The sequence below is a fragment of the Bradyrhizobium sp. AUGA SZCCT0169 genome, from assembly GCF_018130085.1.
Lineage (GTDB): Bacteria > Pseudomonadota > Alphaproteobacteria > Rhizobiales > Xanthobacteraceae > Bradyrhizobium.
In genome coordinates this window covers 179,132-204,208 of record NZ_JAFCMC010000004.1, presented here as the reverse complement: position 1 = coordinate 204,208, position 25,077 = coordinate 179,132, and the positions used below count along the sequence as shown (strand labels likewise).

29 protein-coding genes are annotated in these 25,077 nt (G+C 62.2%); 20 read left to right on the top strand and 9 right to left on the bottom strand.

What is annotated here, in order from left to right:
* Window positions 1–15: 15 nt before the first annotated feature.
* Complete coding sequence (locus tag JQ609_RS06580) at window positions 16–852, bottom strand: SDR family oxidoreductase (protein ID WP_249127710.1); 837 nt, start codon at window positions 850–852, stop codon at window positions 16–18.
* Window positions 853–965: 113 nt separating this feature from the next.
* On the opposite strand from JQ609_RS06580, the gene JQ609_RS06575 reads away from it, so the two are divergent.
* Window positions 966–1,670: a glutathione S-transferase N-terminal domain-containing protein gene (locus tag JQ609_RS06575; RefSeq protein WP_212272540.1), complete on the top strand. Its 705-nt coding sequence runs from the start codon at window positions 966–968 to the stop codon at window positions 1,668–1,670.
* Between the two features lie 77 nt (window positions 1,671–1,747).
* Here JQ609_RS06575 and JQ609_RS06570 read toward each other — a convergent pair whose 3' ends face one another.
* On the bottom strand, window positions 1,748–2,365 hold the full coding sequence (locus tag JQ609_RS06570) for a TetR/AcrR family transcriptional regulator (protein ID WP_212272538.1): 618 nt from the start codon (window positions 2,363–2,365) through the stop codon (window positions 1,748–1,750).
* Between the two features lie 64 nt (window positions 2,366–2,429).
* On the opposite strand from JQ609_RS06570, the gene JQ609_RS06565 reads away from it, so the two are divergent.
* Window positions 2,430–2,843 (top strand): VOC family protein, encoded by a 414-nt coding sequence (locus tag JQ609_RS06565; RefSeq protein WP_212207939.1) that lies wholly within the window; start codon window positions 2,430–2,432, stop codon window positions 2,841–2,843.
* A gap of 39 nt (window positions 2,844–2,882) precedes the next feature.
* Here the strand turns inward: JQ609_RS06565 and JQ609_RS06560 are convergent, their stop codons facing one another.
* Together JQ609_RS06560 and JQ609_RS06555 are read right to left on the bottom strand one after the other, a co-directional pair.
* Window positions 2,883–3,440: a disulfide bond formation protein B gene (locus JQ609_RS06560; protein WP_212272536.1), complete on the bottom strand. Its 558-nt coding sequence runs from the start codon at window positions 3,438–3,440 to the stop codon at window positions 2,883–2,885.
* A gap of 8 nt (window positions 3,441–3,448) precedes the next feature.
* Window positions 3,449–3,607 carry a DUF5993 family protein gene (locus JQ609_RS06555; protein ID WP_212207941.1) on the bottom strand — a complete coding sequence of 53 codons (159 nt, stop codon included), beginning with the start codon at window positions 3,605–3,607 and terminating at the stop codon, window positions 3,449–3,451.
* A 118-nt stretch (window positions 3,608–3,725) separates the two neighbouring features.
* Here JQ609_RS06555 and JQ609_RS06550 point away from each other — a divergent pair, with 118 nt between their 5' ends.
* On the top strand, window positions 3,726–4,094 hold the full coding sequence (locus tag JQ609_RS06550; protein ID WP_212207942.1) for an ArsC family reductase: 369 nt from the start codon (window positions 3,726–3,728) through the stop codon (window positions 4,092–4,094).
* A 13-nt stretch (window positions 4,095–4,107) separates the two neighbouring features.
* On the opposite strand, the gene JQ609_RS34940 is transcribed toward JQ609_RS06550, so the two are convergent.
* Genes JQ609_RS34940 through JQ609_RS06540 form a run of 3 tightly spaced genes read right to left on the bottom strand, consistent with a single transcriptional unit; the run spans window position 4,108 to window position 5,339 of the window.
* Window positions 4,108–4,359 carry a hypothetical protein gene (locus JQ609_RS34940; protein ID WP_249127709.1) on the bottom strand — a complete coding sequence of 84 codons (252 nt, stop codon included), beginning with the start codon at window positions 4,357–4,359 and terminating at the stop codon, window positions 4,108–4,110.
* The gene (locus JQ609_RS06545) at window positions 4,325–4,732 is read right to left on the bottom strand and encodes a hypothetical protein (RefSeq protein WP_249127708.1); all 408 of its coding nucleotides are present in this window, start codon (window positions 4,730–4,732) and stop codon (window positions 4,325–4,327) included. The genes JQ609_RS34940 and JQ609_RS06545 overlap by 35 nt, the downstream gene beginning before the upstream one ends.
* 4 nt (window positions 4,733–4,736) lie before the next feature.
* The gene (locus JQ609_RS06540) at window positions 4,737–5,339 is read right to left on the bottom strand and encodes a hypothetical protein (RefSeq protein WP_212272534.1); all 603 of its coding nucleotides are present in this window, start codon (window positions 5,337–5,339) and stop codon (window positions 4,737–4,739) included.
* Between the two features lie 371 nt (window positions 5,340–5,710).
* Between JQ609_RS06540 and JQ609_RS06535 the strand changes: the two genes are divergently transcribed.
* The 7 genes from JQ609_RS06535 (at window position 5,711) to JQ609_RS06505 (ending at window position 12,215) form a co-directional block, all read left to right on the top strand.
* Window positions 5,711–6,466, top strand: coding sequence for an ABC transporter ATP-binding protein (locus tag JQ609_RS06535; RefSeq protein ID WP_212207945.1), 756 nt, complete (start codon window positions 5,711–5,713; stop codon window positions 6,464–6,466).
* Window positions 6,459–7,202 carry an ABC transporter ATP-binding protein gene (locus JQ609_RS06530; protein ID WP_212207946.1) on the top strand — a complete coding sequence of 248 codons (744 nt, stop codon included), beginning with the start codon at window positions 6,459–6,461 and terminating at the stop codon, window positions 7,200–7,202. The genes JQ609_RS06535 and JQ609_RS06530 overlap by 8 nt, the downstream gene beginning before the upstream one ends.
* Window positions 7,203–7,239: 37 nt before the next feature.
* Entirely contained in the window at window positions 7,240–8,457 is a 1,218-nt protein-coding gene (locus JQ609_RS06525) for an ABC transporter substrate-binding protein (protein WP_212207947.1), read from the top strand.
* 109 nt (window positions 8,458–8,566) lie between these two features.
* On the top strand, window positions 8,567–9,430 hold the full coding sequence (locus JQ609_RS06520; protein WP_192739604.1) for a branched-chain amino acid ABC transporter permease: 864 nt from the start codon (window positions 8,567–8,569) through the stop codon (window positions 9,428–9,430).
* Between the two features lies 1 nt (window position 9,431).
* Window positions 9,432–10,400, top strand: a complete 969-nt coding sequence (locus tag JQ609_RS06515) for a branched-chain amino acid ABC transporter permease (protein WP_212264839.1) — start codon at window positions 9,432–9,434, stop codon at window positions 10,398–10,400.
* A 151-nt stretch (window positions 10,401–10,551) separates the two neighbouring features.
* Complete coding sequence (locus tag JQ609_RS06510; protein ID WP_212207948.1) at window positions 10,552–11,196, top strand: DUF47 domain-containing protein; 645 nt, start codon at window positions 10,552–10,554, stop codon at window positions 11,194–11,196.
* A gap of 14 nt (window positions 11,197–11,210) precedes the next feature.
* Window positions 11,211–12,215, top strand: coding sequence for an inorganic phosphate transporter (locus JQ609_RS06505; protein ID WP_212207949.1), 1,005 nt, complete (start codon window positions 11,211–11,213; stop codon window positions 12,213–12,215).
* A 22-nt stretch (window positions 12,216–12,237) separates the two neighbouring features.
* On the opposite strand, the gene sugE is transcribed toward JQ609_RS06505, so the two are convergent.
* Complete coding sequence (gene sugE / locus JQ609_RS06500; RefSeq protein ID WP_212207950.1) at window positions 12,238–12,552, bottom strand: quaternary ammonium compound efflux SMR transporter SugE; 315 nt, start codon at window positions 12,550–12,552, stop codon at window positions 12,238–12,240.
* 151 nt (window positions 12,553–12,703) lie between these two features.
* On the opposite strand from sugE, the gene JQ609_RS06495 reads away from it, so the two are divergent.
* From JQ609_RS06495 to JQ609_RS34930, 7 genes are all read left to right on the top strand, one after another.
* A complete protein-coding gene (locus JQ609_RS06495) occupies window positions 12,704–14,323 on the top strand; it encodes a peptide chain release factor 3 (protein ID WP_212272531.1) in 1,620 nt (539 codons plus the stop codon).
* A 293-nt stretch (window positions 14,324–14,616) separates the two neighbouring features.
* On the top strand, window positions 14,617–15,219 hold the full coding sequence (locus JQ609_RS06490; RefSeq protein WP_212272528.1) for a hypothetical protein: 603 nt from the start codon (window positions 14,617–14,619) through the stop codon (window positions 15,217–15,219).
* A gap of 85 nt (window positions 15,220–15,304) precedes the next feature.
* Complete coding sequence (locus tag JQ609_RS06485) at window positions 15,305–15,889, top strand: NnrU family protein (RefSeq protein ID WP_212207953.1); 585 nt, start codon at window positions 15,305–15,307, stop codon at window positions 15,887–15,889.
* Window position 15,890: 1 nt separating this feature from the next.
* Window positions 15,891–16,715, top strand: coding sequence for a 3-methyl-2-oxobutanoate hydroxymethyltransferase (gene panB, locus JQ609_RS06480; protein WP_212272525.1), 825 nt, complete (start codon window positions 15,891–15,893; stop codon window positions 16,713–16,715).
* Between the two features lie 10 nt (window positions 16,716–16,725).
* Window positions 16,726–18,321, top strand: coding sequence for a class I adenylate-forming enzyme family protein (locus JQ609_RS06475; protein ID WP_212272522.1), 1,596 nt, complete (start codon window positions 16,726–16,728; stop codon window positions 18,319–18,321).
* 183 nt (window positions 18,322–18,504) lie between these two features.
* Complete coding sequence (locus JQ609_RS34935; RefSeq protein ID WP_249127707.1) at window positions 18,505–20,775, top strand: hypothetical protein; 2,271 nt, start codon at window positions 18,505–18,507, stop codon at window positions 20,773–20,775.
* Window positions 20,772–21,137 (top strand): hypothetical protein, encoded by a 366-nt coding sequence (locus tag JQ609_RS34930; protein WP_249127706.1) that lies wholly within the window; start codon window positions 20,772–20,774, stop codon window positions 21,135–21,137. Before JQ609_RS34935 ends, JQ609_RS34930 begins: the two co-directional genes overlap by 4 nt.
* Before the next feature lie 40 nt (window positions 21,138–21,177).
* On the opposite strand, the gene JQ609_RS06465 is transcribed toward JQ609_RS34930, so the two are convergent.
* Complete coding sequence (locus tag JQ609_RS06465; protein WP_212272519.1) at window positions 21,178–22,041, bottom strand: hypothetical protein; 864 nt, start codon at window positions 22,039–22,041, stop codon at window positions 21,178–21,180.
* Between the two features lie 260 nt (window positions 22,042–22,301).
* Here JQ609_RS06465 and JQ609_RS06460 point away from each other — a divergent pair, with 260 nt between their 5' ends.
* The 3 genes from JQ609_RS06460 (at window position 22,302) to der (ending at window position 25,066) form a co-directional block, all read left to right on the top strand.
* Window positions 22,302–22,955 (top strand): tetratricopeptide repeat protein, encoded by a 654-nt coding sequence (locus JQ609_RS06460; RefSeq protein ID WP_212272516.1) that lies wholly within the window; start codon window positions 22,302–22,304, stop codon window positions 22,953–22,955.
* Window positions 22,956–22,985: 30 nt separating this feature from the next.
* Window positions 22,986–23,534, top strand: a complete 549-nt coding sequence (locus JQ609_RS06455; protein WP_212272513.1) for a hypothetical protein — start codon at window positions 22,986–22,988, stop codon at window positions 23,532–23,534.
* Between the two features lie 146 nt (window positions 23,535–23,680).
* The gene (gene der / locus JQ609_RS06450; protein WP_212272510.1) at window positions 23,681–25,066 is read left to right on the top strand and encodes a ribosome biogenesis GTPase Der; all 1,386 of its coding nucleotides are present in this window, start codon (window positions 23,681–23,683) and stop codon (window positions 25,064–25,066) included.
* Window positions 25,067–25,077: the final 11 nt, after the last annotated feature.

Genomic DNA, 25,077 nt, shown 5'->3' with positions numbered 1-25,077 from the left:
GGGATCACTAGCACGTCACTTGTCGCCGCCGAAATAATCCGGCTTGCCCGTGGTCCAGGTTTCACCCCAGAGCTGACCGCCGCCGTCGACCGTCAGCGTTTCGCCGGTGACGAATTTGCCGGATGGGGCGGCGAGGTAGACGCTGGCTTCCGCGATGTCCCATGGCGATCCCGCGCGCATCATCGGGTTCGAGCGCGGATAGGCGGCGCGGGCTTCCGGCGTGTAGACGTTCCAGCCCTCGGTTTCGATCGCGCCGGGCGCCACGCAATTGACGCGGATGTTCAGCGGCGCCCACTCGACCGCAACCGCGCGCGACAGCCCGATCACGCCAGCTCGCGCTGCGACGGAATGCGCGATGCCGTAGAGCCCATGCGTGGTGACGACCACGATGTTGACGATGCTGCCGGGATGCTTGCGGTCTCGCCAGCGCTGGGCGGCGGCCTGCATCATGTACCAGGTGCCGTTCAGATTGGTGTTGATGACTGTGTTCCAGCCCTTCACCGAAAAATCGATCGCGGCTTGCGGAAATTGACCGCCGGCGCTGTTGACGAGAATATCGAGCCGGCCGTGGGCGGACCATACCGCGTCGAACATGGCGTTGACCGCGTCGGGCTCCCTGATGTCGGCGGTGTGGGCCGATGCTTTCAGGCCGCGTCCGGCCATTTCGGCGACCAGCACATCGAGCTTGCCCTGATCGCGCCCGACCACGGCGACATGCGCGCCGAGCCGCGCAAACAGCCAGGCAATCGCCCGCCCGATGCCGCCGGCGCCGCCGGACACCAGCACGACCTGGTTTTTCAGCGCATCGGCCGCGAACACGGTCGGGTGAACCGCGAGCTCCGCGTCGGTCATGCCGAGTTTCTCAGGTGTTGCATGATCCGTCATTGGCGATGCCGCCCCTTGTTATGCGTGGCAACGTTCGTACATTACCGCCGCAACAACAACCACGAAAAGAACGAGTTTCAATGTCCGATCTTTCCGCCTTCCCAATTACAAAACGTTGGCCAGCAAAACATCCCGACCGCCTTCAGCTCTATTCGCTCCCGACACCGAACGGCGTCAAGATCTCGATCATGCTAGAAGAGATCGGGCTGCCTTACGAAGTGCATCTCGTCGACTTTGGCAAGGACGACCAGAAGACGCCGGAATTCCTGTCGCTGAATCCGAATGGCAAGATACCCGCGATCCTCGATCCCGATGGACCCGGCGGCAAGCCGCTCGGCCTGTTCGAGTCCGGCGCGATCCTGCAATACCTCGCCGAGAAGACCGGCAAGCTGCTGCCGGTGGATGCCGCGCGACGCTGGCAGACCATTCAGTGGGTGCATTTTCAGATGGGCGGGATCGGGCCGATGTTCGGCCAGGTCGGCTTCTTCCACAAATTCGCCGGCAAGGAGTTTCCCGACAAGCGGCCGCTCGAGCGTTATGTCGCGGAGTCCAAGCGCCTGCTCGACGTGCTCGAGACCCATCTGGGCGGCCGGCAGTGGGTGATGGACGATGAATATACCATTGCCGATATTTCGATGCTCGGCTGGGTGCGCAACCTGATCGGTTTCTATGGTGCGCGTGAACTCGTCGCGTTCGATAGTTTTAAACACGTGCCGGCATGGCTGGAGCGCGGCCTCGCGCGGCCTGCCGTGGAGCGCGGCCTGAATATTCCGAAGCGGCCGTAAGCAACTGGATGTTTCGCAACGCGCTTTCCAAAAGCGGGCGGTTAACATCGCTCAACAGCCTTCGAGTGAAATGCCTTTCACGCGGGCCGATGGCCGGTCAAAGTCAATCTCTCGGCGACAAGGCCATCCATCAGTTGCTTCAGCGCCATGTCGTAGTCGGAAAAGTTACCGCCTGCAGCGATGGCGATAGCCGCCCGGTCGAAGGCCGCAGATAGGATATTGGCCACGGCGACGAGCGAGATTTCAGGCGAGGGGCGCATCGCCGCTTCCAGACCATTCAACAAAGTTCGGCGGCCATGTTTGGCATCGATGGCATCCACGGTTTCGAAACCCAGAACGGCGGGCGCCTCGATTAGGATCAGACGAGTTCGTCCTTCCTTCTGCATCGCGCGCAAGTACGCTGAAGCGCCTGTATGGAGCATGTGCATCGGAGCGTCTGCAGGCGAAGCAGCGTCCTCGATCTCGGCGGCAACAGCGGCGGACTCAGCCTCGACCAGGGCGAGATAGAGTGCCCTTTTGTCCTCGAAATGATGGTAGAGCGCCCCCCGGGTCACTCCCGCTTGCGTGGCAATCTCGGGCGTTCCGGTAGCCGCATATCCCTTTGCGATAAAAAGTGTTTTGGCCGCTTCAAGCACTCTCCCACGAGTGGTCGCGCTGCGGTCGACGTTGCTCCTGCGTCCTTTTATCACTTGCATACATGCAGCCTGTATGTTTCTGTTTGCGTGCAGATTGTATGTTTTTCAGCAGCGGAGAACAAGGATGCAGATCACGAGCTATTATCCGGTACTGATGGTCGACAATGTCGCCGCGACCTCGGCATTTTATCGAACCCACTTTGATTTCGAGCCGGCGTTCGAGGCGGACTGGTACGTCCATCTGCAATCGAAAGTGCAAGAGAACGTTGCCCTCGCGATCCTGGCAGGCGATCACGACACGATCCCCGCGAAAGCGCGCGGCTCTGCGCGCGGTGTTCTGATCAATTTTGAAGTTCAAGACGTCGACGAGGTCTATGGCAGGCTTCGTGCAGCTGGGCTGCCTATCCTGCTTCCGCTCCGCGATGAGCCCTTCGGTCAGCGGCACTTCATCACTGAAGATCCCAACGGCGTATTGATCGATGTGATCACGCCGATTCCACCATCAGCTGAATACCTGGAGTCTTACGCCAAGAACTGATCCTGATGGCGGCGATTCTGCTTCAAGGTCGGCAAACCGCTACACTCCCCGTTTGAGCAATTCATATACAACCGGGTTATCGGCGCATGCCCCAAAGCCGCATTCCAAAAGCGTCGTCACCACGTTCGCCGCCGTCAGCGCGATCACGAGCCAGACGGCGGCCAGCGCGAACAGGCCGCCGGTCGGCGGCAATGCACCGCCATCATCTTCGAACTGCCGGTCGAACAGCAGCACCGCCGCGAGAAGAACGATGGAAGCGATGAAGCCGATCAGCGCCCAGGTGTAATAGTGATAGCCGAGCAACGCCGAACCGTAGCCCGGGTCTCCCGGCATGATGTGCAGCAGCACCTGCCGCGTCGAAGCGACCGCGCCGGCAACGGCTGCCAACAGCGACAGGGCATAATGGCTGGGGCGCGGTCCGAAGCGGATGTTCAGGATCGGGCCGATCGCCAGCATCGCGAACAGGATGCGTTGCAGCAGGCACAGCGGGCAGGGCAATTCATGCAGCAGGAGCTGCGCCGCAAATGCCGCCGCCAGCACCAGCGCGACGGCGTAGAGGCTGAGCGCATTCAGGGTGATGGCGCGGGTCTGGGTCATGGGCGGCTTCAGAACGACAGTTTCAGCGTATCGGTCGCATGGTGCAGATAGGTCGCGACGCAGGCGATCATGGCGGCCGCGTACAGGCCGAGCGCAAGGGCGCGTGAACCGCGCCAGGCCACCAGCATCACGATGCTTGCTGCCAGAAACAAAAGGGTGAATTCCATGCGGGGCCTCACCTGCGGGTGACACGTCAGTCTATGATGGATTCGCTGATCTGCATTGTATAGAAACCTGCGGACGCCTCGCCAGCAGCGAATGGCGCCAAATCTGGAATGTGTTGAAATGCCCATCACCATCTACGGCATCAAGAACTGCGACACCATGAAGAAGGCCCGCACCTGGCTCGACGGCCACGGCGTCGCTTACGATTTTCACGACTACAAGATCGCTGGCATCGCCAAGGACAAGCTCAAGCAATGGTCCGATGAACTCGGTTGGGAAACCCTGCTCAACCGCGCCGGCACGACCTTCCGCAAGCTGCCGGATAGTGACAAAGAAGGGTTGAACGAGCGCAAGGCGCTGGCGCTGATGCTGGCGCAGCCGTCGATGATCAAGCGGCCCGTGCTCGATCTCGGCGGCAAATTGCTGGTCGGGTTCAAGCCGGATATTTACGCCAAGGAAGTGGCGTCGAAGGACAAGCGCAAGGCCTAGTCGAGTTAGAAGCCTAGCCCAGTTCGATGACGTCGTCGGACAGCTGCCGGCTTGCGGTGCTCGGCACGAAATCGCGATCGATGATCGCCCGGACCAGGATCACGGGCACGGCCTTCGGCTTGAGACCCATCAGATTCTTGATCTTGAAGCCGCCCTCGATACTGATGCTCTTGTAGGAGCCGACGATGTGTTCGACCCCATCGCCACGACCGAACGGCAGCAGCAGCCGCTCATAGGACACGTCCTTGTTGTCGGCGTCCTGCACCGTTGAAATCGAATAGGCCGGCCGCTTGTGCTTCAGGCAGGCGCGATACAAGGGCAACCACGCGGGCATATCGTTCCGGCCCGATCGCGTTGTCCAGATAGCGATTGGCCGGTTTGGCCGGCTCGAAGCGATCGCTGCCATAGGTGGCGCTTAGTGTGGTGCCCGCCTGGGTGACCAGGAAGCGAGCGTCGTCGCCGTGGCCGACCACGTCAAGGGTCATCATGTCGGCCGGTTCGTCGCCGACGCGGTTGGGTTGGAAATCATCGATAAGGGGAAGCGGCCGGTGCCTGGTTGCGGCGCGCAGCCACGCGTTCAGGAGCTCGCGCTGCTTGATCGACCTTACGACCGAAGGATCGGCACTTGCGAATTCCATTGCCCTAGCCGAATTCGAGCACGTCGCCGGACGGAATGCGGCCGGGCGCGCGATGGAAAAGGTCGCGGTCGATGATGGTACGAAGCTTGGGCACCGGCAGCTTGTCGCTTCCGCGCATCAGATTCCTGATCTCGAAACCGCCATCCTCGCTGATGGTCTTGAGCGATGCGATGATGTGGGTGACGTTGCCGCCGTCGGAGAACGGCAGCAGCAGCCGCTCATAGGCGACGATACGTCCGTAGACGTCATCGATATTGGCGATGGTGTAGGCGGGCAGGCGGCGGGCGATGCATTCGTAATAGACCGGCATCACGATCGGTGCGAGCCTTGCGCCAAGATACTCGTCCAGATAGCGGCCCTTGCCGGTATGGCCATAGGCGCTCGACATCCGCGTGCCGTCGCTCTGGATCGTGAGGCGGGGCAGCGGCGTACTGGTATCGACGTCCAAGAAGACGAGGTCGGGAAGTTCATCCTCCAGCCGTTCCGGCCGATACTGATCCAGAGGCGGCAGCGAATGCTCGCGGGCAAAAAGCCGCAGCCAGGTGTTCAGCAAATCGCGCTGCTTGATCGATTTGACGATTGATGGGTCGGCGCTTGCGAAATCCACGGCCGCGATCCCTGCCTGACTAAATCGCGAGATGATCTGCTCCGGGCGGTAATATTCTATGAAAAGGCCCGATTGCAGCAAAACACCGTTAACGGCGGCTTTCCGGTGCGCGGGTATGGCGGGAAGACGCTCCGGCACCCTGCCATTCGCGCAGGCTATGCAATTCGACTAAGGGCGGATTTGGAACCGGCACTAATGCTTTGGCCTAGCCAAGCTTTCCGCCTTGCCTAATCCGTGCCGTTGACGGCATATTCCGCCCGGAGGCGGCAGGTCCGGGACGGTTTCCAAGGCGTCCGGGAGAGCCTGCCCGACAAGGGAAAAATTGGCCGCGCGCGAGGGGATTTCGCAGCGGGCTGATGGGGGAAGTTTGTTTGGCCGATGAGTTCATTCTCGAAACCCACGGATTGACCAAGGAATTCGCGGGTTTCTTCGCCGTTCGCGACGTTGCTCTCAAGGTGCGTCGCGGCAGTATTCATGCGTTGATCGGGCCGAACGGCGCCGGCAAGACGACGTGCTTCAACCTCTTGACCAAGTTTCTGAAGCCCTCGGCGGGCCAGATTCTGTACAAGGGGAAGGACATCACTGCGATGGCGCCGGCCGACGTGGCACGCCTCGGGCTGGTGCGTTCGTTCCAGATTTCGGCGGTGTTTCCGCACCTCACGGCGCTGGAGAATGTTCGGGTCGCGTTGCAGCGCCAGCACGGCTCTTCATTCGATTTCTGGCGCTCCAAGAGCGTGCTCGATCGCTTCAACAATCGTGCCCATGAGCTGTTGAACGACGTCGGCCTGAGCGAATTCGCCACGACACCGGCGGTCGAGATGCCCTATGGGCGCAAGCGCGCGCTCGAAATCGCAACGACGCTGGCGCTCGATCCGGAGATGATGTTGCTCGACGAACCGATGGCCGGCATGGGCCACGAGGACATCGACAAGATCGCGGCGCTGATCAAGAGCATCTCGGCGAAACACACGATCCTGATGGTCGAACACAATCTCTCCGTGGTGGCGAACCTTTCCGATATCATCACGGTATTGACGCGCGGTCAGGTGCTGGCGGAAGGCAATTATGCCGATCTGTCCAAGGACGAGCGCGTCAAGGAAGCCTATCTGGGGGCCGGTCATGGCTGAGGTAAAGATGGCGGAAGCCCCTGCAAAGACGACCGGCGCTCCGGTTCTCTCGGTTCAGAACCTGGAGGCCTGGTACGGCGAATCACACATCCTTCACGGCATCAATTTCAATGTGAATGCCGGCGAGGTGGTGACGCTGCTCGGACGCAACGGCGCCGGCAAGACCACCACGTTGAAATCGGTGATGGGGATCATCGGCAAGCGCACCGGTTCGATCCGCTTCAACAATGAAGACATCACGCGCACCTCGTCCGACAAGATCGCGCGGATGGGCGTCGCCTTCTGCCCGGAGGAGCGCGGCATTTTCGCAAGCCTCGACGTGCGCGAAAACCTGCTGCTGCCGCCGATCGTGCGCCCGGGCGGCCTTTCGCTCGATCAGATCTTCGAGCTGTTTCCGAATCTGAAGGAACGGCTCAACAGCCAGGGCACCAAGCTTTCGGGCGGCGAGCAGCAGATGCTCGCGATCGCCAGAATCCTGCGTACCGGTGCGCGGTTCCTGATGCTGGACGAGCCGACCGAAGGTCTGGCACCGGTCATCATCCAGCAGATCGGGCACACCATCGCGCGGCTGAAGTCGGAAGGTTTTACCATCCTGCTGGTCGAGCAGAATTTCCGCTTCGCCGCGACGGTCGCGGATCGCTATTACATCGTCGAGCACGGCAAGGTCATCGACGGGTTCGCGAATTCGGAACTGCAGGCCAATATGGACAAGCTCCACACTTATCTTGGCGTCTGATCGGTATAGTTCGGCAAACAAAATTCAGGGAGAAAATATGAAACAGAAAATTTCGGCACTGCTTTTCGGCACCGCGCTGACACTCGCCGCGAGCGGCGCGTTGGCGCAGGACAAGAACATCAAGATCGGTGTCCTCACCGACAATTCCGGTCTTTATTCCGACCTCGGCGGCGCCGGCTCCACGCTCGCCGCCCAGATGGCGATCGAGGATTCCGGGCTTGCCGCCAAGGGCTGGAAGATCGATGTGATTTCGGCCGACCACCAGAACAAGCCCGACATCGCCACGACCATCGCGCGCCAATGGATCGACGTCGAGAAGGTCGACATCTTCATGGACGTGCTGAACTCCGGCGTTGCGCTGGCGGTCAACAATCTGGTGAAGGAAAAGAACGCCGTTATGATCAATACCGGCGCGGCGACGTCGGATCTCACCAACGCCCAGTGCTCGCCGAACACGATTCACTGGGTTTACGACACCTACATGCTGGCGAACAGCACCGGGCAGGCGCTGGTGAAGGCCGGTGGCGACACCTGGTACTTCCTGACCGCGGATTACGCGTTCGGCCACGCGCTGGAACGCGACACCGCTGCGGTCGTGACTAAATCGGGCGGCAAGGTTATCGGCACCGTCAGACATCCGCTGAATTCGTCGGACTTCTCCTCGTTCCTGCTGCAGGCGCAGGCTTCCAAAGCCAAGATCGTCGGCATGGCCAATGCCGGCGGCGACACCACCAACACCATCAAGCAGGCGTCGGAATTCGGCATCGTCTCTGGCGGCCAGAAGCTGGCTGGTCTCCTGCTGTTCATCACCGACGTTCACTCGCTCGGCCTGAAGGTGGCGCAGGGCCTGAGCTTCACGGAAACCTTCTATTGGGATCTGAACGACGACACCCGCGCGTTTTCCAAGCGCTTCTCCGAGCGCATGAAGAACAAGGCGATGCCGTCCATGGTGCAGGCCGGCGTCTATTCCGGTCTGATCCACTACTTCAAGACGCTCGACGCGATGGGCGGCAATCCGCATGACGGCATCAAGGTCGTTGAGAAAATGAAGGCGGCGCCGACCGAGGACCCGCTGTTCGGCAAGGGGACGATCCGCGCCGACGGTCGCAAGCTTCATCCGGCCTATCTGTTCGAGGTCAAGAAGCCGTCCGAATCCAAGGGACCGTGGGACTATTACAAGCTGATCGGGACCACCCCTGGCGACCAGGCCTTCCGGCCGCTTTCGGAAAGCGCCTGTCCGCTGGTAAAGAAGTAACGAAGATCGCCCGCCGGCACCGTGCCGGCGGGCTTCCGTTCGCGTCACCACGCGACACCTTCGCGTCACGACGCGAAATAACGTCACCACGAAATCGAGTGCGAAACCGATGCAAGCTCTCTACGCGCAGCTTTTGGTGGGATTGATCAACGGCTCGTTCTACGCGCTGCTCAGTCTCGGGCTGGCCGTCATCTTCGGCATGCTCAACATCATCAATTTCGCCCATGGCGCGCTCTATATGATGGGGGCGTTCTGCGCCTATTTCCTGCTCAACCTGGCGGGCATCGGATACTGGCCGGCGCTGATCATCGCGCCGATCGTGGTCGGCATCTTCGGCATGATCCTGGAACGGACCATGCTGCAGTGGCTTTCAGGCCTCGACCATCTCTACGGACTGTTGCTGACGTTCGGCATCGCGCTGATCGTGCAGGGCGTGTTCCAGAATTATTTCGGCTCCTCGGGCCTTCCCTATGCGATCCCCGATGAACTGAAGGGCGGGATGAACCTCGGCTTCATGTTCCTGCCGATCTACCGCGGCTGGGTAGTCGTGTTCTCGCTCATCGTTTGCCTTGCTACCTGGTACCTGATCGAAAAGACGCGGCTTGGCGCCAATCTGCGCGCCGCGACCGAAAATCCGACGCTGGTGCGCGCGTTCGGCATCAACGTGCCCAGGATGATCACGCTGACCTACGGGCTCGGCGTCGGTCTTGCGGCGCTGGCCGGCGTCCTGTCCGCCCCGATCAACCAGGTCCGGCCGCTGATGGGCGCCGACCTGATCATCGTCGTGTTCGCGGTGGTGGTGATCGGCGGCATGGGCTCCATCATGGGATCGATCATCACCGGCTTTTCGCTCGGCGTGATCGAAGGACTGACCAAATATTTCTATCCCGAAGCTTCAAACACCGTGGTTTTCGTCCTGATGGTGCTGGTGTTGCTGGTGAAGCCAACGGGTCTGACCGGACGGGCGGCCTGATATGAGCGCATTGACTGACGATACACTGCCGGCTTCACCGCGTGCCGTGCGCGACGAGATGATCGTATTCGTGCTGATGGCAGCGCTGCTGGCGATCGTGCCGCTGACCGGGATCTATCCGTTCTTCGTGATGCAGGCGCTGTGCTTTGCGCTGCTGGCCTGCGCGTTCAACCTCCTGATCGGCTATGGCGGGCTTTTGTCGTTCGGCCACGCGATGTTTCTGGGCACGGCCGGTTACTTCACCGCGCATGCGCTGAAGGTCTGGGGGCTGTCGCCGGAGCTTGGAATTCTGGTCGGCACCCTCGGTGCCGCCGGGCTCGGCGTCATTACCGGCGTCGTCGCCATTCGCCGTCAGGGCATCTACTTCTCGATGATCACGCTGGCGCTGTCGCAGCTGCTGTATTTCATCTACCTGCAGACGCCGTTCACCCATGGTGAGGACGGCATCCAGGGCATCCCGCAGGGCTATCTGTTCGGCATCTTCAATCTCGCCAAGCCGACGGTGCTGTATTACGTCATCCTCGTCGGGTTCCTTGGCGGTTTCCTCTTGATCTATCGCACCATCAACTCGCCGTTCGGCGAGGTCTTGAAGGCGATCCGCGAAAACGAACCGCGCGCGATCTCGCTGGGCTACAAGACCGATCACTACAAACTGCTGGCCTTCATCCTGTCCGGAACGATCGCCGGTTTCGCTGGCTCCCTAAAGGTGTTCGTGGCGCAGAACGCCTCGCTCACCGACGTGCACTGGACGATGTCGGGCGAAATCGTGCTGATGACGCTGGTCGGCGGTCTCGGAACCGTGTTCGGTCCCGTGGTCGGCGCATTCGTGATCATTGCCATGCAGCAATATCTGGCCGGTTTCGGCCAGTGGGTGACGGTGATCCAAGGCGTCATCTTCGTCGCCTGCGTGCTGACTTTCCGCCGCGGCGTGATCGGCGAGATCGCGCATTTCTTCCGCCGGTCGCTGTAAATTACCCGTTTGGGCGCATTTTAACGGCCTACAAAGCGGTGGATGACCACTATTCCGGGGTCCGTCGTCGCGCGCTTTGCCTGTGAATGGTCTATGACAGTTTTGTGACAGGCCGCCCCGGGCAGCCGTTCCAGAACGATGGATAAGACCGATGTTGCGCTGGTTTCGCTATTTCCTGCCCAAGGAAGAGCGGTTTTTCGACCTCTTTGCCCGTCACTCCCAGACCGTCGTGCAGGGGGCGCTGGCGCTGCAGGACATGCTGCGCGGCGGCGACGAGACGCCGGTATTTTGCCAGCGCGTCAGTCAGTTCGAAAACGACGCCGACAACATCACCCGCGAGGTCCTGACCGCGGTCCGGCGCACCTTCATCACCCCGTTCGACCGCGGCGATATCAAAAACCTGATCACCTCGATGGACGATGCCATCGATCAGATGCAGCAGACCGCCAAGGCAGTGGTGTTGTTCGAGGTCCGAACTTTCGAGCCGCCGATGCGCGAGATCGGGACGCTGATTGTCGAGTGCGCCAATCTCGTCGGGCGCGCATTGCCGCTGATGCAGTCGATCGGCGACAACGTCGCGATGCTGACCGCGATCACCGAGGAGATCGGCAAGCTGGAGGGTCGCATCGACGACCTCCACGACATCGGGTTGAAAGAACTGTTTCTCAAGCATCGCGACGCCAACACCATGGATTTCATCGTGGGCGCAGAGATCTACAAGCATCTTGAAAAAGTGTCCGATCGTTTCGATGACGTCGCCAACGAGATCAATTCAATCGTGATCGAACAGGTATAGGGCAGGGACGCGCAGTGGACGCCTCGCTTGGTCTTCCGATTCTGATCTTCCTGATCGCGGTTGCGTTGCTGTTCGACTTTCTCAATGGGCTGCATGACGCCGCCAATTCGATCGCCACGATCGTGTCGACCCGAGTGCTGCGCCCGCAATATGCGGTGCTCTGGGCGGCTTTCTTCAATTTCATCGCCTTCCTCTTCTTCGGGCTGCACGTCGCCAATACGATCGGCAAGGGAATTATCGAACCTGATATCGTCGATGCCACCGTGATCTTCGCGGCGCTGGTCGGCGCCATCGCCTGGAACCTGATCACCTGGGGGCTCGGCATTCCATCGTCCAGCTCGCACGCGCTGATTGGCGGGCTGGTCGGCGCCGGGATGGCAAAGGCCGGGATTTCGGCCGCGGTCTGGAGCGGCCTGTCCAAGACGCTGCTGGCGATCGTGCTTTCGCCGCTGGTTGGCTTCCTGCTGGCGCTGGTGCTGGTCGCCATCGTGTCGTGGCTCTCGGTGCGCTCGACGCCGTTCGCGGTCGATCGCGCATTCCGTATTCTGCAATTCGTATCGGCGTCGCTTTATTCGCTGGGCCACGGCGGCAACGATGCACAGAAGACCATGGGCATCATCGCGGTGCTGCTCTATTCGCAGGGCCACCTTGGCTCCGACTTTGCAATCCCGTTCTGGGTGGTGATCTCCTGCCAGGCGGCCATGGGGCTCGGCACCTTGATGGGGGGCTGGCGGATCGTCCGCACCATGGGCCTGCGGATCACCAAATTGACTCCGATGCAGGGCTTTTGCGCCGAAACCGGCGGGGCCGCGACTCTATTCATGGCGACCTATCTCGGGGTTCCCGTCTCCACCACCCACACCATCACTGGCTCGATCGTCGGCGTCGGCGCAGCGCGCCGGGTCTCGGCGGTGCGCTGGAACGTGGCGAGTTCGATCCTCTACGCCTGGGTCATCACCATCCCGGCCTCGGGAATCGTGGCGGCACTGACCTATTGGGCGGTCGTGCTGCTGCGCTAGAGCGCATCGGAACGGGCTCTCGTCAGGTGACCAGCTTAAGGCCGACAATACCGGCAACGATCAACCCGATGCTGGCCAGGCGGGCTGCGGTCGCAGGTTCACCGAACAGGGCGATGCCAAGGATGGCCGTGCCCACGGCGCCGATTCCCGTCCAGACCGCATAGGCGGTTCCGATCGGCAGCGTCTTCAACGCCAGTCCAAGCAGCAGGATACTCGCGGCCATGGCCGCCAGCGTCAGGACCGACGGCACCAGCCGCGTAAAGCCTTCGGTGTATTTGAGGCCGATTGCCCAGCCGATTTCGAGGAGACCCGCGGTGAACAACACAGCCCAAGCCATGACAAACCCTCCAGATAGAGCAGGGTCGTCCCCGCGGATGGTGGTGATGGGAAGGTCGTCCTTCCCAGAGTGATATGGGGGTTGTATCCACCGTCGGCAATTGCCAAATCGCCCTTGATTGCGCCCGTTTTCCCTGCCAAACGCTCGATTCATGTCCGACATTGCCGTTTCAGCCGAATCGCCGTCCCGCTCGCCGCTTGCAGATGAAGTGGCGCGGCGACGGACCTTTGCCATCATTTCCCACCCGGACGCCGGCAAGACCACGCTGACCGAGAAGCTGCTGCTGTTCGGCGGCGCCATCAACCTTGCCGGTCAGGTCAAGGCCAAGGGCGAACGCCGCAACACCCGATCCGACTGGATGAAGATCGAGCGCGAGCGCGGCATTTCGGTCGTGACCTCGGTGATGACCTTCGAGTTCGATGGCCTCGTCTTCAACCTCCTGGATACGCCGGGCCATGAGGACTTTTCGGAAGACACCTACCGCACGCTGACGGCGGTCGATTCCGCGGTCATGGTGATCGACGCCGCCAAGGGTATCGAGGCGCGCACCCGAAAGCTGTTCGAGGTGTGCCGGTTGCGCGACATCCCGATCATCACCTTCATCAACAAGATGGACCGCGAGAGCCGCGACACGTTCGAACTGCTCGATGAAATCGAGAAGACGCTGGCGCTCGACACCACGCCGATGACCTGGCCGGTCGGCCGCGGCCGTGACTTCCTCGGCACCTACGACATCGCCACCGGCGGCGTGCGCCTGCTCGAAGGCGGCGGCGCCAAGACCGGCGCCGCGCAGCAGATCGACATCGCCGATCTCGCCGGCCGCAGCGCCAATCTCGACGTCGCCGAGGTCAAGGACGAACTCGCGCTGGTCTCGGAAGCCTGCAAGCCGTTCGAACTCGAGGCGTTCCGCGAGGGCCATCTGACGCCGGTCTATTTCGGCAGCGCGCTGCGCAATTTCGGCGTCGGCGATTTGCTGGAAGGCCTCGGGCGCTTCGCACCGGCGCCGCGCGCGCAGGAAAGCAATCTGCGCAAGGTCGAGGCAGCCGAGCCGCGCATGAGCGCCTTCGTGTTCAAGATCCAGGCCAACATGGATCCGAACCACCGCGACCGCATCGCGTTCGCGCGGCTGTGCTCCGGCAAGCTCAGCCGCGGCATGAAGGCCAAGCTGGTGCGCACTGGCAAAAACATGTCGCTGTCCTCGCCGCAATTCTTCTTTGCACAGGACCGCTCGGTGGCGGATGAAGCCTTTGCCGGCGACGTCGTCGGCATTCCCAACCACGGCACGTTGCGGATCGGCGATACGCTGACCGAAGGCGAAGATCTCACGTTCGTCGGCGTGCCGAGCTTTGCACCGGAAATCGTCCGCCGCGTGCGGCTGACCGACGCAATGAAGGCCAAGAAGCTGAAGGAAGCGCTGCAGCAGATGTCGGAGGAGGGCGTCGTGCAGGTGTTCCGCCCGCGCGACGGCGCGCCGGCGCTGGTCGGCGTGGTCGGTCCGCTGCAGCTCGACGTGCTCAAAGCGCGGCTTGACGCGGAATATTCGCTGCTGGTCGAATTCGAAGTCTCGGAATTCCAGCTGGCGCGCTGGATCTCGTCCGACGACCGCAAGAAGCTCGACGCGTTTATCTCGGCCAATGGATCGGGTGTTGCCGATGACGTCGACGGTGACCCGGTGTTCCTCGCCAAGAACGAGTTCTATTTGGGCTATACCAAGGAACGCGCCGAGGGCATCGTGTTTTCCCACATCAAGGATGTGAAGAAGAAGGGGTAGGGCGGGCTCGTGCGGCGCCCCACCTTGTCGTCCTCCGCGAAAGCGGGGGACCCAGTACGCCGCGGCCCCTCGATTATTCAACAACCGTCTCTGGGATACTGGGTCACCCGCCTCCGCGGGTGACGACACCTCGCGCGTCGTTACAGCAGCGCACGCCGGCGAACAGGCGCTGATCGCGGAACTGTCGGGCATGAATGCGGGGCAGTGAACGCGCAGGGATGTGAACGCTATCAGGCTTGATCCCGACCAAAGTGGGCACCAAGTTCACCAGAACTGCGATCGAGGCTTCTTCCATGCTCCGGCTTATCGCGATCTGCCTGATCGGCATCACCATCGGAATCAACGCTGCTGACGCCCAGTCGCGGCGTCAGATCGACGCCACGCCGTTTTCGCACGCGCCCTGCAGCGTGCTCGACGGCCAGCCCTGCACGCCGTCGTTCTGCAGCGTGTTCAACGATGGCCCCTGCATTCCCGAGATCGATTATCCCTACGGCCAGAACCTGCAACTGACGATCGAAAGCGTTCCGCCAAAGGACCAGGCCGCGAAATACCGGAAGCCGAACCACGACCTCGACAGCATCGGCGACCTGTTTGCGGCGCTGCGGTCCTGCTGGACCCCGCCGCCGGCCGACAGCGCGCGCGAGGGCATGCAGATGTCGGTGCGCTTCAGTTTCAAGCGCTCGGGCGAAATCATTGCCGCCCCCCGGCTGACCTTCGCCACCGCCGGCGTTCCGGCCGATACCCGCACCATTTATCTGAAGGCGATCAACGCCTCGCTCGATGCCTGCAAGCCGCTGAAATTCACCGGCGAGCTCGGAGGCGCGCTGGCCGGGCGACCGATCGCGATCCGCTACGTCGACAACCGCGATCTGAAGAAGCAAGCGGAGAAGCCATGAGGCTGATGGCGGCGGTGCGCATTGCGCTCCCGGCCCTTTAAATGATACGCGAGGTCATAACCAAAGCTGCCCAGGGAGGGACATCGTGGGACTGCTGGTGATGATCCTGGGCCTGATCCTGTTTCTCGGCGTCCACACGCTGACCACGCAGCGCGAATTGCGCGCACGGGTGATCGGCTCAATGGGCGAGGGCGGCTACAAGATCGGCTATGCGCTGGCCTCGGTCGCGGGTCTGGCGCTGGTCATCTGGGGCTTTGCCAATTATCGCGCTACGGGCTGGATCAACGTCTGGAACCCGCCGACGGCGTTCAAGCACATCACCGTGGCCCTGATGCTGCCCGCGATCATTCTGGTGGTCGCCTCCTACATCCGTGGCCGGATCTACACGACGCTGAAGCATCCGATGCTGACCGGAATCAAGCTATGGGCGGCCGCGCATCTGCTCGCCAATGGCGATCTCGGCTCGATCATCCTGTTCGGCTCGTTTCTGGCGTGGGCGGTGTTCGACCGCATCTCGCTGAAACGCCGTGCAGACGCCGGCGGGCCGCCGATACCGGTCGGCGGTCCCGGCAACGACCTGATCGCGATCGCGGTCGGGGTCATCGCCTATCTGGCGCTGGCATTTGCCTTCCATCCGGTCGTGATCGGCGTCCCCGTGGTTGGAGTCTAGCATGTCAGTCCAGTCGGCCATCAGGCGCAAGACCGCGCCAGACATTCGCGCGCGCAAGAACGGCGATCCGATCGTGATGCTGACGTCCTATCACGCGCATACGGCGGCATTGGTCGATCGCTATTGCGACGTCATCCTGGTCGGCGATTCCCTCGGCAACGTCATGCACGGGTTCGAGACCACGGTGCCGGTGACGCTCGATATGATGATCCTGCAGGGGCGTGCGGTGATGCGCGGTTCGCAACACGCGCTGGTCGTGGTCGACATGCCCTTCGGCTCGTATGAGGCCTCGAAAGAGCAGGCGTTCCATGCCGCGGTGCGGATATTGAAGGAGACCCGTTGCGGCGCCGTCAAGCTCGAAGGCGGCGTGCGGATGGCGGAGACGGTGGCGTTTCTCAGCGAGCGCGGCGTTCCTGTGATGGGCCATATCGGCCTGACGCCGCAATCGATCAACACGCTCGGCTCGTTTCGCGCGCAGGGCCGCGAGGAAGGCAGTTGGGGGCCGATCGAGAACGACGCCAAGGCCATTGCCGGGGCGGGTGCCTTCTCGGTCGTGATCGAGGCGGTCGCGGAACCGCTGGCCCGCAAGATCACCGAAAGCATCGCCATTCCGACCATCGGCATCGGCGCCAGTGCAGCCTGCGACGGCCAGGTGCTGGTGCTGGAGGACATGCTCGGCCTGTCGCCACGGACGCCGAAATTCGTGCGCCGCTATGGTAATCTCGGGCCCGCGATCGAGGCCGCCATTGAAGGCTACGCTACGGACGTCCGTTCCCGTGCGTTTCCCGGCCCGGAACACGTCTACGACATGAAGGCAAAGAACTGACGAGGCCAAAATGGACTGGTCGCAACATCCTATTCCGGCGATGCGCCTCGAGACACGCTTCGGCGATCGCGTGGTGCCGGCGTTTGGTGAACGGCCGGGCTCCGTCTGGGCGATGATCGCCGAGGCTGCGGAGCGAAATCCGGATGGCGAGGCATTGATCTGCGGTGATCGCCGGATGAGTTGGCGCGACGTGGCCTCTCAATCGGCACGGATTGCGGCCGGGCTTCAGCGGCTCGGATTGAGCCGCGGCGATCGTATCGGTGTGCTGCTCGGCAATCGCGTCGAGTTCGTGCTTACGATGTTCGCCGCTGCCCATGCCGGCCTTGTGACCGTGCTGCTGTCGACCCGCCAGCAAAAGCCGGAGATCGCCTATGTGCTGACCGATTCCGGCGCAAAACTTCTGATCCACGAAGCGACCCTGGCCGAGCGCGTGCCGGATGCAGGCGAGGTACCCGATCTCCTGCATCGCGTTGCCGTCGGTGACGGCATCACCTCGCAATTCTCCGATCTGCTGGATCACGCGGCATCAGTGTCGCCTGCCGAGGTCGGCGAAGAAGACACCGCGATGATCCTCTACACGTCGGGCACCACGGGCAAGCCAAAGGGCGCAATGCTCGCGCATTGCAACGTCATCCATTCGTCGATGGTCTTCGTGTCCTGCCTGCAGCTGACCGCGGCGGACCGCTCGATCGCCGCGGTACCGCTCGGGCACGTCACCGGCGTGGTCGCCAATATCACGACCATGGCTCGCTGCGCGGGCGCACTGATCGTGATGCCGGAGTTCAAGGCCGCGGAATATCTGAAGCTGGCGGCACGGGAGCGCGTCACCTACACCGTGATGGTGCCGGCGATGTATAATCTCTGCCTGCTGCAGCCGGATTTCGACAGCTACGATCTGTCGAGCTGGCGGATCGGCGGCTTTGGCGGCGCGCCGATGCCGATTGCGACGATCGAACGGCTGGCCGCCAGGATTCCGGGCTTGAAGCTGGCAAATTGCTACGGCGCCACCGAGACGACGTCGCCATCGACGATGATGCCCGGCGAATTGACCGCGAGGTACATCGACAGCGTCGGCTTGCCCTGTCCCGGCGCGCAGATCATCGTCGTCGCTCCCGACGGCCACGAACTGCCGCGCGGCGAGATCGGTGAAATCTGGATCCACGGCGGCTCGGTCATCAAGGGCTACTGGAACAATCCAAAAGCAACGGCCGAAAGTTTTACCGCCGGCTTCTGGCATTCCGGCGATCTCGGCTCGATCGATGAGGCAAACTTCGTGCGCGTGTTCGACCGCCAGAAGGATATGATCAATCGCGGCGGCCTGAAGATCTATTCCGCCGAGGTCGAGTCTGTCCTGTCAGGCCACCCTGACGTGCTCGAAAGCGCGATCATCGCCAAACCATGCCCCGTGCTCGGCGAGCGCGTCCACGCCGTTGTCGTGGTCAGGGGCGAGGCCAGCGTTGAGACCTTGCGTGCGTGGTGTGCCGAGCGGCTTTCGGATTACAAGGTGCCGGAAACCATCGACCTGACCGCCGATCCGCTGCCGCGCAACGCCAACGGCAAGGTATTGAAACGGCAGTTGCGCGAGACCTGGGCGGCTTCGCAGTAAGGTTGCCGCAAGCTCGAGCCTGATATGAAGGACTTTTCGCAATTAACTGTAAACGCTGCAATAAGTCCGCGCGTCGGCCTGCAGGGGTTCCCAATTTTTCGGATGTTGATAGTTTGTTAAGTGCGTTTATTGCCATCCCGTTATGCATAATCATTTCTGAATTGCGTGGGGCCCTTAGTTCCGATGATTGGTTCTGCGCTTCCAGCCCTGTCGCTCGCCTCAAACGTCGTCGCAAGGCGCGGTCAGATTTCGATCGCGGCTTCTGATCTGTTCGGTTTGGTCGACGCCGACGGCAATCCGATCACCCGATATACGCTGTTCGATACCAATGGCTACGGACATTGGGTGATCAACGGGGTAGCCCAGGCCAGCAGCACGGCGATAGACATTACCGCGGCGCAGCTGTCGAAGACGAGTTACGTGTTCGGTTCTGCAGCCGAAACCCTCTATGTGCGCATCAACAACGGCGCAGCTTGGGGTGGCTGGCAGGCGTTTACGGCCAGCCCATACGTTAACCATGCACCGGTCGTGACCACGCAGCCCATCGTGGCAATGTTCGATACGTCGCTAGACGTTTCCTACTTGTTTTCCGCCGCTGACCCGGATGGCGATGCCATCACGAAGTACCAGTTGTGGGATTCTACACCGGGATCGAAGAGCGGTCATTGGGTCGTGAACGGCGTTGCGCAAGGGACGGGCACGGCGATCGACGTGACGGCCGACCAGCTCGCCCATACGTCGTTTCACACCGCCATCACCGGCTCTGAACTGCTCTGGGCCCGCGCATTTGACGGAGTAGCGTGGAGCGACTGGAAATCTTTTACAATCACCGTGCCGGCCGACGGCGACTATCCGGGACCCACACCCAACCATACGCCCGTGGTTACCGCGCAAAATACCTCTGCGCTTCATGGTCAAAGCCTGGCTGCTTCGGCCTTGTTCTCCGCGCAGGATATCGATGGCGACGCGATCACCTTGTACGAGGTATGGGACTCGACGGACGGCGCCTCGAGTGGAAGCTGGGTTCTGGACGGCGTCCGTACGCAGAGCAAGGTCGCCATCGAAGTCGCCGCCGATCAGCTGGCAAATCTCGATTTTCTAAGCGGCTCCGGCGACGACCATCTTTGGGCCCGGGCCTTCGATGGCCGGGAGTGGAGCGACTGGATCGCGTTTCACGTCACCGCGCCGCTCAACCACAAGCCCGTTGTAACTGCTTCCAACGTCACCGCAGCGCATGGTCAGAATTCCGTCCTGGCCACCGACCTGTTTGGCGCCACGGATGCGGATGGCGACAGCATTACGCGTTATTCGTTCTGGGACACCGAGGGCAACGGCCACTGGCTGCTCAATGGCGTCGTGATGTCCACCAACGCCGAGATCGACATTGCGGCCGGACAACTCGCGCAGATGAGCTACGTGTTCGGCTCGGCCACAGACACGCTTTATGTGCGGGCGAATGACGGTGCCGAGTGGGGGGCGTGGCAACGGTTTACCGCGAGTCCGAACGTCAACCAGGCGCCGGTGGTGACGGTCGCAAACCGGGCGATGATCAGTGACGATACGGCTGCTATCTCCGCGTTGGTCTCTGCAGCCGATCCCGATGGCGACAGCATCACCCGCTATCAATTGTGGGATTCGAGATCCGTTCAGAATAGCGGCCACTGGGTTGTGAACGGCGTCGCGCAGGCGGCGCATGTGGCTATCGATGTTTCGGCGGAACAGCTCGCGCAAACTTCGTTTCACGCCGGCACCAACATTTCCGACCAGCTGTGGGTGCGTGCGTTCGATGGCACGGATTGGGGGGTATGGCAGCCCTTCACGATGGTCGTTACACAAGTCATGGCCCCATTGGCCGGCCCCGCGCCCGTTGTGAGCGGCCAGGACACCGTTGCAACGCATGGCCAATCGCTTGATGCCGCGAGCCTTTTTGCGGTCAGCGGTGGCGACCATATGACCCGGTATGAGTTCTGGGATTCCACTTCTGGCGCCAGCAGCGGCCACTGGGTACTGAATGGCGTTGCGACGCAGAGCAATGTGGCTATCGAAGTGACGGCGCCGAACTTGCAAGCACTTCGTTCCAGAGCGGTTCAGGATCGGACCAACTCTGGGTCCGCGCATACGACGGCTTCCAGTGGAGCAAATGGTCCGAATTCCACGTCACAGCGCCGGTCGACGCGGCGCCGGTTGCCGTGGCGTCCGATTTCTCGGCCACTCACAATCAGAACATCGCGGCCTCGACGCTGTTCTCGGTCATCGACGCCGAAAACGACAGCATCGCCGCCTATCAATTCTGGGATTCGACTGCAAATCCCGCCAGCGGGCACTGGAGCGTCAACGGCGTGGCCCAATCCGCGGGCGTGGCAATCGATGTCACGGCCGCGCAACTTTCCCAGACCACGTTCCAAAGCGGATCCGGCTCCGATCATCTCTGGGTTCGCGTCAATGACGGAATGAAGTGGAGCGACTGGAAGCCGTTCCATGTCAACGCGCCGGTCGACCAGGCACCTGTTGTTACGGCATCCAACGTCGTGGCCGCGCCGCATCAAACCGTGGCGGCCAGTTCGTTCTTCACGGCGATCGATCCCGACGGCGACGCCATCATCAAATATCAGCTCTGGGATTCGTCGGCGGATGCCACAAGCGGGCACTGGACGTTGAACGGAATTGCGCAGGCTGCCAATTCGGCGATCGATGTAACCGCTGCCCAGCTGGCGGACGCCGCGTTCCATGCCGCGACGGCTCCGGCCGATCTCTGGGTGCGGGCCAGCGACGGCACCGAATGGAGCCCGTGGCAGGAATTCCATTTGCTGGTTTGAGGAGCCGTCGCGCGAGGCCCGATACGAGCGCGATCGAGAATCAGAGCTTCGGCGCGCTGCCCTTCGGCATCGTATTGCGTTCGTTCTGTTCCGCGGCAAGCGCATCGTTGTCGATCGCCGCCGCGCTGATGACGCGTTTGACATCCAGTAGCGAAAACTGCGCGATCCCGACCCGGTCTGGCGCCGTGCCCGGTATCAGCTGCACGCTCAGCACGCCGTCGCAATTGGCGCCCTTGGCTTCGCTGAGCATCGCAGCCAGCGCTTTCTCCTTTGCCTGCGCCCGTTTGACGACCGCCACGCAGCTGCCGCGGATGGTTTCGCCGTTGAGCTTGAGCGCGGCCTTGGGATCGAGCGGCTTGCCGATGGCCTCGATTGCGGTCGCTTCCTTGTACTTCGTGCCCACCGATACGATCGAGCCTTTGCGATAGATGTAATAGAGGTGCTGATCGCCGACGATGGTGGGCGCGCCGTATTTGCCCATCACCTCCTTGACCATGTCGGCTTTCGCCGGCTGCTGGTCCTTCGCAAAGGTGAGGTTGCGGGCGAGGAAATAAATGCGATTGCCGCTCGCCGGCGACGAGAAGCTGCTCGACAGCACCTCACCGTTCTGGCTGGGCCCGGGAGGAAGGCTGAAAGTCAGTGCCGAGGTGAAGCTGATCGCGGTGCTGCCGAACTTCTGTTGCTGGACGTCGGTCGTGGTGTTGGTGCGTCCCTTGAAGAACGATTCGAGCGTGGCACGCGCGGAATCAGCGGTGGAATCCGCCGAGATGCCCAAAATGTCCGGACGCTGTTTGCCGGAAAATGCCGAGTCCGGCGCCTTCGCCTTGATGTCGTAGGCTTGGGTCGCGGCGGGCAGGGCGGCGGCCCCGATGGCAAGCGTGACGACCAGGGCGCGGCAAACCATGAAGCACCTGCAAAATCAGACGAATAACCGACAAAAATCGAACGGATTACGCCAAGCTTTGAACCGCGAAGTCAATATTCCCGGACGCTCGCGGCGTGGGACAACTCGCTTCCGGGCGCTCCCTCTAGCGTTAACGCTTTGATCCGGCTCGCTTTGCCTTGCCACCGCCATATCGTTAGGGTATCGCCGCCGCCATGCGGGGATCGGGCGCAGGGCGCCGCCGCGCGTCCAGCGGCTCACCGGGGATGGGATAGCCTTAAGTGTCTGAATTATTTAATGAAGTCGACGAGGAGGTCCGTCGCGATCAGCTCAAGAAGCTGTGGGACCGATATTCTCTCTTTATCATTGCAGGAGCGCTGCTGCTCATCGCCTCCGTGGGTGGCTGGCGTGGCTACCAATATCTGGAAGCCAAGAAGGCGGTTGAGGCCGGTGCGGCCTTCGACAAGGCGGCGGAGCTATCGGAAGCCAACAAGCACGCAGAGGCCGAGGCGGCGTTTGCCGAGCTGGCGGCGAAGGCGCCGGCGGGATACCGCGTGCTGGCGCGCCTGCGCACGGCCGCGGAGGTCGCAAGCCGCGACCAGCAGGCTGCTGCCAAGATGTTCGACGAGATTGCCGCCGACCGCAGCGTCGGCGTAGCGGAACAGGATCTGGCCCGAATTCGCGCCGCCCAGTTGCTGCTGGAGAGCACCTCCTATCCCGACATGAAGTCTCGCCTGGAGGCGGCAGCCGGACCGGCTGCTACCTTTCGCCATACCGCGCGCGAATTGCTGGCGCTGTCGGCCTGGCGCGCCAACGACGCGACAGCGACACGGCAATGGCTGGACGTGATTGCCAATGACGGCGGCACGCCACCGAGCCTGCGCTCGCGCGCCGAAGCGCTGGAGGCGTTGCTTCCGCCTGTCGCAAAGAGCTGAGCCGGCCAACGAGTTAAACGAGAACCGAGCATGCGCCGTCCGCACCGTCTGATCGCAGCCACCATCCTCATCGCGTTTTCCAGCGCGCTGGCAGGCTGTAGCAGCATGGGCAATTTCGATCCGAGCGACATGCTCGACTTCCTCGACACCAAAAAGAAGCTGCCCGGTGAACGCAAGCCGGTTTTCCCCGACGGTGTGCCCGGCCTCGAGCAGGGCGTGCCGAAGGATCTCTACAAAGGCGCGCGCCAGCAGCAGATCGAAGATCCGAATGCCCAGGCCGCGGTCGCACCGCCGCCGCAGGAGTCGCAATCCAGGGGATCCGCGAAATCCAGAGGCAAGCAGGCACCCGTTGCAGCGGCGCCCGCGACCGAGCCCGCCGCCGCAGACCCCGATGCCGCGCCGGTGGACGAGGGCGGCACCAATGCAGCCCCGCCGGCGCCGAAACCGAAGAAGATCGTGCGCAAGCGCACCACCGCGCCGCCACCCGACCAGCCGGCCCAGGCGGCGCCCGCGCAGTCCACCCAGCAATCGGCCGCTCCGTTCCCGGCGCCGATGCCGAGCGGCAGCTTCACGCGTTAATGGCGTAGCGTTTTCGCGGCTAGTGGACGCCGGTTCGCGTAAAGCAAACGCGTCAAAACAAAATCAGAGCGCGGTTCCGACGAAAACCATGCTCTATCGTTTCGTTCGATGGACACGTCCTTCAAGAAGGGCGTTTGGATTTATTTATGCCCTTTACGATTGCCATCATCGGCCGACCCAATGTCGGAAAGTCGACGCTGTTCAACCGGCTGGTCGGGCAGAAGCTCGCGCTGGTCGACGACGAACCCGGAGTCACCCGCGACCGCCGCGAGGGCAACGGGCGCCTTGGCGACCTCGAATTCACCGTGATCGATACCGCCGGGCTCGATGAAGGCGCCAGGGGCTCGCTCACCGCGCGGATGCAGGAACAGACCGAAACCGCGATTGCGCTCGCCGACGCGCTGATGTTCGTGATCGACGCCCGCGCCGGGCTGACGCCGAATGATCGCGCCTTTGCCGATTTCGCCCGCCGCGCCAACAAGCCGGTGGTGCTGGTCGCCAACAAGAGCGAGGGCAGGCACGGCGAGGTCGGCGCGATGGAAGCCTACGCGCTCGGGCTCGGCGACCCCGTGCAGATTTCCGCCGAACATGGCGAAGGCCTCAGCGATCTCTACGATTCGCTGCGCGTGCTGATGCCCGATCCCACCGAGGAGGGGGAGGAGTTCGACGATGACGACATCATCGAATCCGACGAGGATCTCGCCAAGCGTCCGATTCGCGTCGCGATCGTCGGCCGTCCCAACGCCGGCAAATCGACGCTGATCAATCATCTGCTCGGCGAGGAGCGGCTGCTGACCAGCGCCGAAGCCGGCACCACCCGCGACTCCATCTCCGTCGAGGTGACCTGGCAGGGGCGCGACTTCCGGGTGTTCGATACCGCCGGCTTGCGGCGGCGGGCGCGGATCGACGAGAAACTGGAGAAGCTTTCGGTGGCGGACGCACTGCGCGCGGTGCGCTTTGCCGAAGTCGTTGTCATGATGATGGACGCGCAGAACCGGTTCGAGGAACAGGATCTGCGAATCGCGGACCTGATCGAGCGCGAGGGGCGCGCGGTCGTGCTGGCCGTCAATAAATGGGATTTGATGGAGAAGAAAGGCAGCCTCATTTCGGGGCTGCGCACCGATGCCGATCACTTGCTGCCGCAGATCAAGGGCGCGCCGGTTGTTGCGGTGTCGGGCCTGATGGGCGAGGGCATCGACCGGCTGATGACCGCGATCGAGCAAGCCTATGCGGTCTGGAACAAGCGCGTGCCGACGGCAGCCCTCAATCGCTGGTTCGAACAGGCGGTCGACGCCAATCCACCGCCCTCGGTGTCGGGCCGCCGGCTGAAGCTGAATTACATCACGCAAGCCAAGGCGCGGCCGCCGAGTTTCATCCTGTTCTGCTCGCGCGCCGACGCGGTGCCGACGTCTTATTTGCGCTATCTCACCAACAGCATGCGTGAGGCCTTCGATCTGCCGGGCACGCCGATCCGTATTATGCTGCGCGAGAAGGCCAACCCGTTCGCCCACAAGCGCAAGCGGCCGTCGTGAACGAGGCGGCC